General features: G+C 61.6%; 14 protein-coding genes and 1 pseudogene. 8 read left to right on the forward strand and 7 right to left on the reverse strand.

Annotated elements, in window-relative coordinates; translation table 11 throughout:
• Positions 1-8: 8 nt before the first annotated feature.
• A complete protein-coding gene (locus tag Q1K29_RS06610; protein ID WP_300392279.1) occupies positions 9-1,691 on the forward strand; it encodes a DHA2 family efflux MFS transporter permease subunit in 1,683 nt (560 codons plus the stop codon).
• A gap of 42 nt (positions 1,692-1,733) precedes the next feature.
• Positions 1,734-2,627, forward strand: coding sequence for a CHAD domain-containing protein (locus tag Q1K29_RS06615; protein WP_300392282.1), 894 nt, complete (start codon positions 1,734-1,736; stop codon positions 2,625-2,627).
• 21 nt (positions 2,628-2,648) lie between these two features.
• Here the strand turns inward: Q1K29_RS06615 and Q1K29_RS06620 are convergent, their stop codons facing one another.
• From Q1K29_RS06620 to Q1K29_RS06630, 3 genes are all read right to left on the reverse strand, one after another.
• Entirely contained in the window at positions 2,649-3,068 is a 420-nt protein-coding gene (locus tag Q1K29_RS06620) for an SRPBCC domain-containing protein (protein WP_300392285.1), read from the reverse strand.
• Positions 3,061-3,396: a metalloregulator ArsR/SmtB family transcription factor gene (locus tag Q1K29_RS06625; protein WP_300392288.1), complete on the reverse strand. Its 336-nt coding sequence runs from the start codon at positions 3,394-3,396 to the stop codon at positions 3,061-3,063. The genes Q1K29_RS06620 and Q1K29_RS06625 overlap by 8 nt, the downstream gene beginning before the upstream one ends.
• Before the next feature lie 74 nt (positions 3,397-3,470).
• Positions 3,471-4,121 (reverse strand): squalene/phytoene synthase family protein, encoded by a 651-nt coding sequence (locus tag Q1K29_RS06630; RefSeq protein WP_300392290.1) that lies wholly within the window; start codon positions 4,119-4,121, stop codon positions 3,471-3,473.
• Positions 4,122-4,183: 62 nt separating this feature from the next.
• Between Q1K29_RS06630 and Q1K29_RS06635 the strand changes: the two genes are divergently transcribed.
• The gene (locus Q1K29_RS06635; protein ID WP_300392293.1) at positions 4,184-4,789 is read left to right on the forward strand and encodes a superoxide dismutase; all 606 of its coding nucleotides are present in this window, start codon (positions 4,184-4,186) and stop codon (positions 4,787-4,789) included.
• Between the two features lie 227 nt (positions 4,790-5,016).
• Positions 5,017-6,561: a DEAD/DEAH box helicase gene (locus Q1K29_RS06640; RefSeq protein ID WP_300392295.1), complete on the forward strand. Its 1,545-nt coding sequence runs from the start codon at positions 5,017-5,019 to the stop codon at positions 6,559-6,561.
• Positions 6,562-6,649: 88 nt separating this feature from the next.
• On the opposite strand, the gene Q1K29_RS06645 is transcribed toward Q1K29_RS06640, so the two are convergent.
• Entirely contained in the window at positions 6,650-8,086 is a 1,437-nt protein-coding gene (locus tag Q1K29_RS06645; protein ID WP_300392298.1) for a coniferyl aldehyde dehydrogenase, read from the reverse strand.
• 140 nt (positions 8,087-8,226) lie between these two features.
• Between Q1K29_RS06645 and Q1K29_RS06650 the strand changes: the two genes are divergently transcribed.
• Entirely contained in the window at positions 8,227-9,015 is a 789-nt protein-coding gene (locus tag Q1K29_RS06650) for an enoyl-CoA hydratase/isomerase (protein ID WP_300392301.1), read from the forward strand.
• Positions 9,016-9,025: 10 nt separating this feature from the next.
• On the opposite strand, the pseudogene Q1K29_RS18485 reads toward Q1K29_RS06650, so the two are convergent.
• The 3 genes and pseudogenes from Q1K29_RS18485 to Q1K29_RS06660 all read right to left on the reverse strand — a co-directional run.
• Positions 9,026-9,094 (reverse strand): annotated as a pseudogene (locus tag Q1K29_RS18485) (DUF3253 domain-containing protein); the annotation flags it as partial.
• A gap of 48 nt (positions 9,095-9,142) precedes the next feature.
• Positions 9,143-10,378, reverse strand: coding sequence for a serine hydrolase domain-containing protein (locus Q1K29_RS06655; RefSeq protein WP_300392304.1), 1,236 nt, complete (start codon positions 10,376-10,378; stop codon positions 9,143-9,145).
• Between the two features lie 34 nt (positions 10,379-10,412).
• Entirely contained in the window at positions 10,413-11,573 is a 1,161-nt protein-coding gene (locus Q1K29_RS06660; protein ID WP_300392307.1) for an acyl-CoA dehydrogenase family protein, read from the reverse strand.
• A gap of 131 nt (positions 11,574-11,704) precedes the next feature.
• On the opposite strand from Q1K29_RS06660, the gene Q1K29_RS06665 reads away from it, so the two are divergent.
• From Q1K29_RS06665 to Q1K29_RS06675, 3 genes are all read left to right on the forward strand, one after another.
• Positions 11,705-12,136, forward strand: a complete 432-nt coding sequence (locus Q1K29_RS06665; RefSeq protein ID WP_300392310.1) for a PaaI family thioesterase — start codon at positions 11,705-11,707, stop codon at positions 12,134-12,136.
• A 45-nt stretch (positions 12,137-12,181) separates the two neighbouring features.
• A complete protein-coding gene (locus Q1K29_RS06670) occupies positions 12,182-12,829 on the forward strand; it encodes a hypothetical protein (RefSeq protein WP_300392313.1) in 648 nt (215 codons plus the stop codon).
• 86 nt (positions 12,830-12,915) lie between these two features.
• Positions 12,916-13,542 carry a sulfotransferase family protein gene (locus Q1K29_RS06675; protein ID WP_300392316.1) on the forward strand — a complete coding sequence of 209 codons (627 nt, stop codon included), beginning with the start codon at positions 12,916-12,918 and terminating at the stop codon, positions 13,540-13,542.
• Positions 13,543-13,550 lie beyond the last annotated feature (8 nt).

The raw sequence follows: 13,550 nt of genomic DNA on the forward strand, positions 1-13,550 counted from the left end.
AGCCGCTTATGAGCATCTCAGGCAGTCCGCGCGCAGAGAGGGCCCCGAAGGCGCCCCTGCCGCTGCCTGATGACATTCCGCCACTCGCAAACCCGGCCGTGCGCGACCGGTTCGCCCAGTTCGGCAGCATCTACCGCTGGCTGCTTCTCTTCGCGATGCTCACCGGCTCGATGGGTACGCTGCTGGCGGCAACGACGATCAATGTCGCCCTGCCCGCTATCATCGGCGCCTTCGGCCTTGGACAGGATCAGGCCCAGTGGATGTCGACGGCCTTCCTCGCCTCTTCGACCATTGCGATGCTCGCAAACGCCTGGGCCATGTCGAACCACGGCCCACGCTTCACCTACATCTTCGCCATGCTGATGTTTGTGGCGGGCTCACTGCTCGGCGCGGTCAGTTCTTCGCTGGCCTTGCTGATTCTTGCGAGGGCGATGCAGGGTGTGGCGGCCGGCCTTATCCAGCCCATGTCGATGTTCCTGATCTTCCAGACCTTCCCGGATCACCAGCGTGGCACAGCCATTGGTATCTTCTCCATCGGCGTTGTCCTCGCCCCGGCCTTCGGCCCTGCGCTCGGGGGCGTGGCGGTCGACCTGGCAAGCTGGCGTCTGGTCTTCGTCGCGACCGTACCACTGGCCATTGTGGCGCTGGGGGCGGCCTACTTCCTGATGCCGGAGGCCGACCCGGAGCAGCAGGCCGAACGCCGCCCGCTGGACTGGGTGGGTCTGGGCCTGCTGACCATCGGCATCGTGTCGCTACTGTCGGGCTTTGCCGGCGGCAACCGGGATGGCTGGGACTCCGATCTCTCGCTGATCAAGTTCACGCTCGGCGCGGTGGTCCTTGTCGGCTTCATCCTGTGGGAGTTGCGCCACCCTCATCCGGCGTTGAACCCGGCTATTTTCAAATACCGTCAATTCTGGTCGGCCGGGATGATCATCGCCGCGACAGGTATTGCCATCTATGGCTCGACCTATCTCATCCCGCTCTTCGTCCAGCTTGTTCAGGGCTACTCGCCGACCGCTGCGGGCGTGATGATGATTCCGGCAGGCCTTGCCATGGTCATAGGTTTTCCCATTGCCGGGAACCTGACAGACAAGGTAGATGCGCGCCTCCTGCTCGGCTTCGGCATCATCTGTTTTACCCTGTCCGCCTGGTTTCTGTCGCATATCAGCATGCTGACGCCTTATTGGCCGCTGGTCTGGATGATCGTGCTCAGCCGTGTCGGCATCAGCTTCTGTATGCCGCCCGCCAATACGACGGCAGTTCGCGCCGCCCCGCCGCACCTGCTGGCAGCGGCGACCGGCGGCGCGTCTTTCCTGATGCAGGTGGGCGGGGCCTTCGGGGTGAACCTGCTCGCCATCCTGCTGCAGCGGCGGCTGATTTTCCATGGTGACCACCTGGCGGCCGGACTGAACGAGGCCAACCCCCAGCTTGCCTATGAGCATTTCCAGCATGCGCAGCAATATGAGGTCGCCGGCATGCCACCCATGCCGGCCTTCCAGACGGCATTTGGCGAGTTCGGAAAGCAGATTTCCGCCGAAGCCAGCGTCTTTGCCTTTCGCGACTGCTTCCTCGTCATCGCAATCTGGTTCATGCTTGTCATGTTCATTCTGACCCTGATGCCACGGCCAAACCTTCAGGCCCGGCCTGCGCCGCCTGCGGTCCGGCCAGCCGAGACATCAGGAACAGCCTGAGCGTGTCGCGCGTAGCAACAGCAGACAAGCGGAGACCGCGGATTGGCCTATTCCTTTAAACTGACAGACCAGAGCATCGATACCGGCCTGCGCAGGATCGCCGTGAGCCAGCTCGAGACGGGCCTCGCGGAGCTGCGCGATGAAGAGCTGAGCCAGGCCGAACGCGTGCACCAGGCTCGCAAACGCTGCAAGAAGCTGCGCGGGCTGCTGCGGCTGGTGCGCGGATCTTTCAGTGGCTACTCCGAGGAGAACACGGCCTTCCGCGATGCCGCGCGCACGCTCTCGTCCATACGTGATGCGACGGCCGTTCTGGAATCGCTTGAAGAGGTCGAAGCGCATTTCAGCGACGAACTGAAGAAAGCCGCCCTGAAGCCGCTTCGTGCGGCGCTGGAGAAACGCCGGGACAATCTCGATGAGAGCGAAGTCGAGGAGCGGCTGGCGGATATGCGTCTGGTTTTCCGGGAGGCGCTGGACCGCGTCGAGGACTGGTCACTTGATGCGAAAGGCGCTGACGCCTTCGCACCGGGCGCGGCCAAGACCTACAAGCGTGCGCAGAAAGCGATGGCCACCGCCCGTAAGTCCGGGAAGGCGGAAGACTTCCATGAATGGCGCAAGCGGGTGAAGTACCACTGGTACCATCTGCGCCTGCTGAAGCGGATCTGGCCGCCGGTCATGAAGGGCTATGTCGACCAGGCAGATACGCTCTCGGACGAGCTGGGCGAACACCACGATCTCGCTGTCCTGAGTGCGACGGCCGCCGACTTGCTGGGCGCCAATTCAGACACCGCAGAACTCATTGATGGGCTCGCCACCGCGCGGCAGGCCAGCATTGAAGAGACCTGCCTGGCGCGCGGCGAAAAGCTTTTCACCGACAGCCCAGACGAGCTCGCAGAACGCTGGGCGACCTGGTGGGACACGGCCTTCAAAGCGGAGTGAGCGCGCGCCGGCGAGATCTCCCTAGATGATGTCGCGCAGGCGATAGAGGTGAGCATCCCACCCTTTGTCGTGACTGCCGAGTTCCTCAATCGGATTCTCGCGCTGGTCGAGGCCCTCATGGGTCAGCTTCAGTCGCGTGCCGTCACCAATAGCTGTGAGTTCCCAGGTGACGGTCGTCTCCATCCCATCGATCCACTGATGCGTGAACGTGTGCACCAGACGGTTTGGCGCATCGGCTTCAAGCACCCTCCCCCACATCAGCTTGCGATCTCCGGCATCGGTGTCGTGGCGCAGCCAGATGAAGTCCACACCAGCCTTGTCGAGAGGCTGGTCGGTTTCGTGAAACCAGCGGGCGAGTTTGTCCGGCGTGGTCAGGAAGGCCCACACCTTCTCGATCGGTGACTTCAGGTGAATCGTCTTCTCGATGGCGGTATCACTCATGACCGGTCTCCTCATCATCGGCCTCGATGGCCTGTTTCAATCTGTCGAGCTTGTGATCCCAGAAGGCGCTGTAATAGCCGACCCAGTCGAGCACGGGCGCGAGCCCGCCCGGCTTCAGGCGGTGGATACGCTCGCGGCCGCGCGCCTCGACCTCGATCAGGCCGCCGGCCTTCAACACACCGAGATGCTTGGCGATGGCCGGGCGGGTCATGTCGAACCGCTCGGCAATCTCGCCGAGCCGGGCTTCGCCGCCGGTCAGGATGGAGATGATCTCACGCCGCGTCGGATCGGCCAGCGCATGAAGAGAAGACTGCAAAGCATCAGCCATAGGAAACCTCTTGGTTTCCTTTTATTAGGAAACTTTACGGTTTCCTGTCAAGCCACGTGTATTGACTGCGCGGACTACACCTTGCCGCTCATCACGCCCCGCATGACGCAGAGGCGCCGCGAAAGATTGCCGGCTTCGCTTTGCTTTCCATAGAGGCGGCGCAAGCGCAGGTGCGCGACAGCCGGGCGGATGGCTTTCGGCGCGCGCGGAACGACAGGTCCATACCCGACCGATTCGCCCCGGCGCATTGCGGCCACATGCGGGGCGAGCGTTGCGATATGCTGTCCCCACCCATGCGCATCAGCCAGGACACGGGCGGCGGTTGCCGTCAGCAGGGCTTCCGGTTGCTGGGTGCGGTCGGCATCCTCGAAGGCGTCCTCGAACTGGTCGACAAGCCGCTTTAGCGCATCGATGCGATAGCGCTTTTCCGCCAGCATCTCTGCAAGCGGGCCGACGACATCATGAGCCCGTGGGGTCTCGCCCTGCTCGATTTCTTCCAGCGCTTCACGCCACCACTGGAAGCGGATCGCGCCAAGGCCCGGCTCGGTCACGACGAGGCGTACGCGTGCAAGTTCATAGGCAAAGGCATAAAGCGCAATCAGGGCCCGGCGTTCAGGCTTGGGCGCGTAACGAGAGGACAGCCAGCGGTCCTCGTCGCCAGCCTGAACTTTCTCATCGAGACTTGCCCAAATTTCAGGACTTGTGAGGGTAGTAGTCTGTGGCATGGAACCCATATGAACTGCGACGCGCTAAAAACCTAGACACATCAACGCAAGGAGCGACCCTTATGGCTTTCGAACTACCCCCCCTTCCCTATTCCCGCGATGCGCTGGCTCCAGCCATCTCAGAAGAGACGCTGAATTTCCACTATGGAAAGCACCATCAGGCCTATGTGAACAATCTCAACAAGATGATTGAAGGCACCGAGCTTGAAGGGAAGTCTCTGGAAGAGATCATCGCCGCCGCGTCGAAGGATTCCTCCAAGGCAGGCATCTTCAACAATTCTGCCCAGGTCTGGAACCACACCTTCTACTGGCACTCCATGAAGCCGGGTGGCGGCGGCAAGCCGTCGGGCGCCATTGCCGACAAGATCGACGCCGATTTCGGCTCCTATGAGAAATTCGCCGACGAGTTCAAGGCAGCCGGTGGCGGCCAGTTCGGCTCAGGCTGGGCTTGGCTTGTCCTGAAGGATGGCAAGCTCGGCATCCGCAAGACGCCGAACGCAGAAACCCCGCTGACCGAGCCGGGTGCAACGCCGCTGCTGACCATGGATGTGTGGGAGCACGCCTATTATCTGGACTACCAGAACTCGCGCCCGAACTACATGCAGGCCTTCCTCGACGATCTCATAAACTGGGACTTCGTGAACCAGAATCTGGCCGACGCAAGCTAGGCGTTACCAACACGCTGAGACCATAAGGGCCCGCCTTTTCGCAAGGCGGGCCCTTTCTTTAGGCGGCGCTTCCAATACTGGCAGACTGTCCAGCCCTCTTTCGCATGTGCAAAAATTCAGCTATGGCGGCGCCAATATGTTCTTCCGGGCATGGAAGCGCCCGGGCCTGCCGTCATCCGGACGGCTTTCCGAGCGTTATTCCTGAAACCATCCCGAAAGCACACCACTTGACCGACAAACAAGACGACACACCGAAAACAACCTTCGCTGCCCTGGGCCTTGGCCCAAAACTCCTCCAGGCCATCGACGAGGCGGGCTACGACACGCCGACCCCGATCCAAGCCGAAGCGATTCCGCATGTCCTGCTCGGCGGCGACGTGACCGGCATTGCGCAGACAGGCACCGGCAAGACCGCCGCCTTCGTCCTGCCGATGATCCACCGCCTCGAACAGGGCCGTGCCCGCGCCCGCATGCCGCGCACGCTGATCCTTGCTCCGACGCGCGAACTTGCCGCGCAGGTCGCGGAGAACTTCGAGAAGTATGGCAAGAACCTGAAGCTTGAAATGGCGCTGCTGATCGGCGGCGTTTCCTTCAAGGAGCAGGAGCAGAAGCTGATGCGCGGCGTCGACGTTCTGATCGCGACGCCAGGCCGCCTGATCGACCAGTTCGAACGCGGCAAGATCCTGCTGACAGGTGTTGAGATCCTCGTCATCGACGAAGCCGACCGCATGCTCGACATGGGCTTCATCCCGGACATCGAGAAAATCTGCGCGCTGCTCCCGCCACGCCGCCAGACCCTGCTCTTCTCCGCAACGATGCCGCCGGAGATCAACAAGCTCGCCCAGCGTTTCCAGAATCAGCCTAAGAAGATTGAGGTTGCCCGCCAGGCGCAGACAGCCGAGACGATCAAACAATTTGTCGTCAAACTCTCGCGCGACGATGACAAGGCCAAGCGCACTGCGCTGCGCCGGGTGATCGAGGCACGCGAAGTGAAGAACGGGATCGTCTTCTGCAACCGCAAGCGGGAAGTTGATGTCGTCACGAAATCGCTCATCAAACATGGCTTCGATGCCGCCGCGATCCATGGCGACCTGCCGCAGGCCTATCGCACACAGACACTCGACCGCTTCCGCGATGGCGACCTGAAGCTGCTGGTCGCCTCCGATGTGGCCGCCCGCGGTCTGGACGTGCCGGATGTGAGCCACGTCTTCAATTATGCCCCGCCCCCGAAGGATGAGGACTATGTCCACCGCATCGGCCGGACGGGCCGTGCCGGCAAGAAGGGCGAAAGTGTCACCATTGTCGGACCGTTCGACGAAAAGTCGTGGGCCGGTGTGGTCAAGATGATTCAGACCGATGTCGAGGAGTTGATGCCCGAAGGGCTCGCCGAAGAGATCGAGAACCTGCCCGAGGACACAGGTGGCCGCAAAGGTGGGCGCGGTCGCAGCCGCGGTGGCCGTGGCAGCGACGACAGCCGCTCGGGTGGCCGCTCGCGCGGCGGACGCAGCCGAAGCCGGGCCAAGGACGAGACCACGTCCGACAGCAAGCCCGCCGAGGCCAAGGATACCGAGAGCAAGACAGAGACGAAACCGGCGGCCAAGTCCGACGACAAGCCAGCCGAAAAGCCCAGATCCGACAAGCCAAAATCATCCCGCGGCGGCGCCAAGAAAGGATCCGGACGGGACAAGAAGCGCGGCAAGGACGAACTGGCGCCAGCCTCCGACGCCGTCCGCGGCTTCGGCGACAACGTTCCGGATTTCCTGAAGCGGTAGAGCTGACGCACACGGCACTTGAGACAATAAAGAAAGGCGAGACACCTGAGTGTCTCGCCTCTTTTTTTGAACCGGATTGAAATCCAGCCTACTTCTTGATGCGGCCCTGGACCTGTTTGCGGTATTTGTCGCCATAGGGCGGACGGACCATGGCGAGCAGGTCGGCGCCGATCTGGGTGTAGACCGACTTGCGGTGGCTGAACTCCTTGAAGCCGTCGACGCCATGATAGCTGCCCATGCCGGACGGGCCGACACCGCCGAAGGGCAGGTCTTCCTGGGCGACGTGGAAGATCACATCGTTCACGGTGACGCCGCCTGAGGTCGTGTTGTTCAGCACATAGTCGCGCTCTTTCGCGTCCTCACCGAAATAGTAGAGGCCGAGCGGGCGCGGATGCGCGTTCACATACGCCACCGCATCCTGCGTCGAGGTGTAGGACTTGATCGGCAGGATCGGGCCGAAGATCTCGTCCTGCATCACCTTCATGTCGTCGGTCGGGTCGACAATGAGGGTCGGCGGCATCTTGTGGTGCGGCTGCTGGTCGAAATGCTCGTTCTTCGGATTGATCTCGACGATCTCAGCGCCTTTCGACCTGGCATCCTCAAGATACCCCTGGAGCCGGTCATAATGGCGCTGGTTGATCACGGAGGTGTAGTCGACATTGTCTTTCAGACCACTCGGATACATCGTCTCGACGGCGCTGGTCGCGGCAGCGACGAAATCTTTCGTCTTGTTCTTGGGCACGAAAGCGTAGTCGGGTGCGAGGCAAATCTGCCCGGCATTCAGCGTCTTGCCTGCCATGATGCGCTTGGCGGCCTTTTCGAGATCGGCCGATTCGCCGAGCACTACCGGCGACTTGCCGCCGAGCTCGAGCGTCAGCGGCACGAGGTTGTCGGCGGCGGCCCGCATGACGTGGTAGGCAATCGACGTCGCGCCGGTGAAGATGATGTGGTCGAAGGGCAGCTTGGTGAAGGCGGCGCCGGCGTCGGGGCCGCCGGTCACAACGGCGACTTCCTCTTCAGTGTAATACTCCGCGAACAGCTTCTTCATCAGCTCCGAGGTCTGCTCGGTAAACTCCGACGGTTTGATCATCGCGCGGTTGCCCGCGGCGAACACACCGGCCAGCGGCGTGAAGGTCAGGTTCACCGGGAAATTCCACGGGCTGATCACCCCGATCACGCCCTTCGGCTGGTAGTGGATGCGGGCCTTGGCGCCGAACATGTTGAGCGGGAACTCGGTCGAGCGCTTTTCCGGTTTCATCCACTTCTTGAGGTTCTTCTTCGCGAATTTCAACGCACCGATGGAGCCTGCGATGTCGGTGAAGTCCGACTGGTCGATGGACCGGTGGCCGAAATCGGCGCTCATCGCCTCGCTCAGCGCGGTGCGGTGGGTGACCAGGAGGTCGATCGCCTTGTCGAGCCACTCCTCGCGTTTTTCCGCGGACGGAATGCCGTCGCGCAGATGGGCGGCCTTCTGCTTTGCGAGAATGGAGCTCATTTGATCGGGGCTTGCACCATCAAGAGCCATGTCGAACCTCCCAGAAATTGTATAACTCACCTTACTCTACCGGATTATCGACCCAATCCAAAGATTGTCGCCACGTCACGGTTTTCACAGGGCGAGAAGCGGGTACATTCCCCGAGAAATTGCACAGAGGAAACGCCCTGATGAGCTTCGAAAAGATTACCTACACCGTCGAGGACGACATTGCCGTCATCGCCTTCAACGACCCGAAGACGATGAATGCTGCCGGGGTCGATACCGTCGACGAAATGAGCCTGGCGCTCGAGAAGGCCGGCGACGCAGCACGCTGCACGATCATCACCGGCAATGGCCGCGGCTTCTGCTCCGGCGCCAACCTGTCAGGCAATATGGGCGGCGGAAAATCCGAGCGGAAGCCAGATGCAGGCCGGGAACTCGACCGGCTCTACAACCCTTTCATCAAGGCCATCCGCACACATCCCCACCCGGTTATCACGGCCGTAAACGGCGCGGCGGCCGGTGTCGGTTGCTCTATTGCGCTCGCCGGCGATTTCATCGTGGCGGCCGAGAGCAGCTACTTCCTGCAGGCCTTCCGCCGGATCGGCCTGGTGCCGGATGGCGGGTCCACCTACCTGCTGACCCGCGCCATCGGCCGGGCGCGCGCCATGGAGATGACCCTGTTCGGCGAAAAGATCCCGGCAAGCCAGGCGCATGAATGGGGCCTGGTCAATCGCGTCGTCGCCGATGACAAGCTGATGGACGAGGCGAAGAACTACGCCAAACAGCTTGCCGAGGGCCCGACCACGGCGCTTGCCCTGATCCGCGACCTGATCTGGCAGGCCGAAGACAATGACTTCGACGCCCAGCTTCAGGCGGAACGCTTCGCCCAGCGCACGGCCGGCCGCTCGCCAGACTTCGCCGAAGGCGTGAAAGCCTTCCTCGAAAAGCGCCCGGCTGACTTCAAGAAGGTCTGATCTGGCGCGCTTAGTCGCGTACTAATCCGAGCCGGTAGACGCCCTTGAAATTATCGGGGTCTACCGGCTTTTCTTTTCGGGTGAACGAGGACTATTGCTGCAAACGCAAAGACCTCAGGCAATTCAATCACCAGTCAATCGCCGCATAGACCAGTTGCTGGAATTGCGGGCGGATCGGGTAACAACCGGACGGGATCATCTGGGTGGCCTGTATCGCGATCAGCTCTTCCTCATAGTCGATCCAGAAGAAAGTGTTGGCGAGGCCGCCCCAGCTGAACGTGCCGAGCGAGCCCGGCTGCATCGTCTCCGCAACGTCGGTGACAACCGAACCACCGAGACCGAAGCCATTGCCGTCCATCCGGGCCTCGGAGAAGGTCTTGTCGCCCATCTGGCGGATTGTCTTGTTCTCCGGCAGATGGTTCTGGCGCATGAACTCGACCGTCTTCGGGCTGAGCAGCTGTTCGCCATCCAGGCGGCCGCCATGCAGCAGCATCAGGCAGAAACGGTGATAATCCCGCAGTGTCGAGACCAGCCCGCCGCCAGCATTGAGCAGCGGCGGCTGTGAGCGGTACTGTTTCGACTCCTCGCCAGCGCCATCGCTCTGCGTCACCTTTCCGGTGACCGCGTCCCTGTTGTAGCAAGCCATCAGGCGGCCCAGCTTGTCTTCGGGAACGTAGAAATCCGTATCGACCATGTTCAGCGGCCCAAAAATCCGCTCACGGAAGAATTGATCCAGCGTCTGCCCTGAAGCCACCTCGACCACCCGCCCGAGGACATCTGTCGAGTGGCTGTAATTCCAGCGCGTTCCGGGTGAGAAGAGGAGCGGCAGTCCGGCGAGCCTGGCACACATCTCTTCCAGCGTCTCATCCGGCCGGGCAATCTTTTCCTTGCGGTAAAGCGCATCGACTTCGTGCTGGTAGAGGAAGCCATAGGTCAGGCCCGAAGTGTGGGTGAACAGGTCCCGCACCTGCATCGGCCGGGTCGGCTTGCGGGTCTCGTAATCGTCTGTGGTGCCCTTCACCCAGACTTCTGTGTTCTCGAATTCCGGAATGTAGCGGAAGACCTCATGGTCCAGCCGGATCTTCGACTCCTCGAACAGCATCATCGCCGCAACCGAGGTGATCGGCTTCGTCATGGAATAGATGCGGAAGATGGTGTCGGCATTGATCGGCTGACCACCATCGAGCTGCGTCTTGCCGCGATAGGCCTCATGCACGACCTGGCCATTGCGCGACACCAGCGTCGCCATGCAGGGCAGCTTGCCGGTGTCGAGATAGTTTGCGCCGAAATAGCCCGGAATGCGGGCGAGACGCGTTTCGTTCATGCCGACATCGCTGGCGGTAATATCATCCTGGATCGTCATGGTGCCCTCAGCCCTCCGGTAATTTTTCTAGTCTTTAGAGCGAACCAGCATTGGCCGCCTTCATCAACTCCCGTGCAATCACGATCTGCTGAATCTGGGACGTGCCCTCATAGAGCCGGAACAGGCGGACATCACGGTAGAAGCGCTCAATGCCATAATCGGTGATATAGCCGGCCCCGCCAAAGACCTGCACCGCGCGGTCGGCCACGCGGCCGGTCGCTTCACAAGCGAAGAGTTTCGTGGACGAGGCGAGCATGGTGACATTCTCGCCCGCATCGCGGCGGCGCGCAGCGTCGAGGATCATGCAGCGCGCGGCATAGGTCTCCGCCTGGCTATCGGCCATCATCGCCTGGATCAGCTGGTGCTGGGCGATCGGCTTGCCGAACTGCTCACGCTCCATCGCGTACTCGACCATTTCCTTGATGAGTCGTTCGGAAGCGCCGGTTGCGACAGCGGAAATATGCAGGCGGCCCTTGTCCAGCACACTCATGGCGACCTTGAAGCCTTCGCCTTCATTGCCGAGCATGTTTTCGGCGGGCACACGGACATCGTCGAAAATGACGTCGCAGACATGCGCCCCCTGCTGGCCCATCTTCTTTTCCGGCTGGCCGACGCTGAGGCCCGGCAGGTCCCGCTCCACGACGAAGGCGGAGACACCCTTTGCCCCCGGTTCATCCTGATTGGTCCGCGCCATGACGGTGAAGACGTTCGCCTTGTTGGCATTGGTGATGTAGCGCTTGGTGCCGTTGAGGACGTAATGATCGCCGTCGCGCACAGCCTTCGTCTTGAGGCCGGCTGCATCAGAGCCCGCGCCCGGCTCTGTCAGGGCGAAGCTGCCGATCAGGTCACCCGAAGCGATGCCCGGCAGGTATTTCTGCTTCTGCTCTTCGGTCCCGAACAGGACCAGCGCCTGGCTGCCAATGCCGATATTCGTGCCGGCCACCGAGCGGAAAGCCGGAGACGTGCGACCGAGTTCAAGCGCCACGAGGCATTCGGTCTCCATATCGAGACCGAGGCCGCCATATTCTTCAGGAACCGCGAGACCAAACAGGCCCAGCTCCTTCATTTCATTGACAATATCCTGGGGCACCTCATCGGTCTCGCCAACTTGCGCTTCGATCGGGATGCAACGCTCATTCACGAAGCGGCGCACCTGTTCGATCAGCGCCTGACGGATTTCGGCATCGAATGCCATGAGAGCCTCCTATCATTATCTCATTTCAGCATACGCTTTGCGTGGAATTATGTCGAAGGGCAAGGCTGACGACGTTGTCAGCATGGTCGCAGGCAGGCTAGACGAAGGCCCAGAAGGAAAAGGGAGGCAGCATGGTTCCGGAAAATCGCGTCGACAGCGGAGAGTTCGAAGGATGGTACACTTGGCCGGAGGAGCCGTTCGAACATGACACCGCAGGCCCTTTCTACTTCCGTGTCGATGACCAGGGCCCGGTCGCCGCTTTCCGTGCCCAGCGCAAACACATGAATGCGGGCGGCGTGGTACATGGGGGCTGCCTCATGGCCTTCGCCGACTTCTCCCTCTTCGCCATTGCGCATGAGCAGATCGAAGGCGAGTATGGCGTCACGGTCGCATTCAATTCGGAATTCCTCTCCGGTCCGCCGGAGGGCGCCTATATCGAGGCACGCGGCGAGGTGCTGCGCGCGGGGCGGTCCATCATTTTCGTTCGCGGCATCATCACCGGAGATGGCAAGGCCTGCCTGAACTTCTCCGGCACGATCATGCGCCGTCCGAAAAGCCACTGACCGTCCTTCGCGGAACGCTACCGCGCACCGGTCGTTGTGTCTTTCATGAGACAACATGCCTTTGCCGCCATATCTGCCGCCGCCCTGCTGACCGCCTGCGGGCCGGGCGAGCCTGAGCCTGTTCCGACGCCACCGGTCGACCCCGAAGCCACGTCCGGGGCGAGCACCTCCGCCGGGATGTCGTCCGATGCGAGTATGAGCAGCTCACAGGACGCAGGCGATGGCGCGTCCGGCGAAGCCTATCCGGACGCCGATCCGACCTATACCGGCGGCGTCGATATCGACATCGAAAGCGCCATGTCAGAACCGGCGGCTGAAGGCACCTGGGTGACCCAGCCCAACTGGACGGGCTTTGGCCCCGAAAACAGCGAAGCCTCCTTCATGGTCCGGTGCGCCGAATACGGCATGATCCGTATGACCCGCATGGTCGATATCGATCCCGCAAAACCGGCGCCAGCCGTCATTACCGCAGGCGGTGAGACGGAACGCGGCTACTGGAAAGCGCAGGAAAACGCAGAGCTACCAGCCGCCGATCTGGAAATCTACGCCGAAAGCCCGGTCTTCACCGCGATGATGGGCGCCGACAAGATTGGTGTGCTCGCTGAAGGCAAGCCGCCGCTCATCGTGCCGGGCGACCCCCAGCTCGACCAGCAGATCGACTCCTGTCGCAACAAGGGGAACGGCACGCCATAGGCCGACAAAACACTGTCGGGCCGTCACCGCCCGTGCTAGCCTTCTCTCCTGCTTTTCCATGATCAGCAGTTTCGGGAGGGGGAAACATGTCACTTACAGTCATGAGCGCCGGATTCGGGCGCACAGGTACGATGTCGCTTAAGCTGGCACTGGAGCAGCTAGGCTTCGGGCCGTGTCATCACATGATCGAAGTGATCCACAATGGAGAGACGCAGGTGCCGCTGTGGAATGCAGCGCTGGCGGGAAAGCCGGACTATGCGGCGATCTATGACGGATATCATTCTGCAGTGGATTGGCCGACAGCGGCCTTTTGGGAAGAGACAGCAGCGGCCTATCCAGACGCGAAGATCATCCTGTCCACACGGTCACCAGAGAGCTGGTATGCCAGTATTTCCGAGACGATTCTCGCCACGGTCTGGAAGCCGGAGACCTGGCCGCCTCAGGCGGTTGAGTGGTTCAACATGGTGACCAAGGTGCTTGAGCGCAGCTTCGGAGATGCGCGAGACAAGGACGCACTGATCAAGGCGTTCGAAGCTCATGAAGCCAGCGTGAAAGCGGCATTCCCGGACGATCGCCTTCTCGTTCATAGTGCAAAGGATGGCTGGGAGCCGCTCTGCGCCCACCTCGGCGTGCCCGTACCGGACGGCCCCTACCCCCGCACAAACAACCGTGACGAGTTCTTCCAGCACATGAAAGACGCCGACGATATGTAGGCCTGAGC

This window comes from Henriciella sp. (assembly GCF_029937755.1).
Lineage (GTDB): Bacteria > Pseudomonadota > Alphaproteobacteria > Caulobacterales > Hyphomonadaceae > Henriciella.